The organism is Prevotella sp. MGM2 (assembly GCF_002933955.1).
Lineage (GTDB): Bacteria > Bacteroidota > Bacteroidia > Bacteroidales > Bacteroidaceae > Alloprevotella.
The window spans coordinates 1-573 of record NZ_BEWW01000121.1 but is presented as its reverse complement, the minus strand read 5'-3'; the positions used below and the strand labels follow the sequence as shown (position 1 = coordinate 573).

The following is a 573-nucleotide window of genomic DNA, read 5'->3' as shown; positions in this document are numbered from 1 at the left end:
GCTCATACCTGTCGAGGAGTTCCTTGCAGAATGGGAAAAACGACTGCGAGGGCACATCGTCATCTTCAAGCACGATGCACTTGTCGGCCATGGAAAACGCCCACTTCTGGGAAATGAACTCCGAGGGGTCACACCCGTAGTTCTTTTCCTGATAAAGCCGCTGCACGTCGCATTGCCAGTCGATGTTTTCCACCACGCGGCGGCAGGCCGTAATGCCTTCCATATCGTGCGGCCCGCGCGGGCCGTCCTGATAGAGGAACAGGCGCGAAGGACGTGCACGCCGCACTTCGTCGAACACTTCGCGGAGGTGGTCCGGACGGTTGAAGAATAAGATCAATACCGCTACGTCTGTCTTGAAAGGGTGTTTCATGTTTTTCAAATGAGAACGTCGGGCGGGCTAAGCGGCTGCCGGTTCCGCCACGACGGTGGATGTAAGATAGTTGTCAGGAGCAAAGTTACAATATTTTTCGTTCGTTCCTCACGGCACGGCGGTCTTTTCTTCAGGCAACGCGGCTTTACCTGCCGCAGCACAGGAGGCACCACGGAAGGCATGCCGGCAATGATTGGTTGCAG

General features: G+C 55.8%; 1 pseudogene. It reads right to left on the bottom strand.

Going from position 1 to position 573, the window contains the following annotated elements:
• A pseudogene (locus C5S62_RS02630) lies at positions 1 to 370 on the bottom strand (hemolysin activation protein); the annotation flags it as partial.
• Positions 371 to 573: the final 203 nt, after the last annotated feature.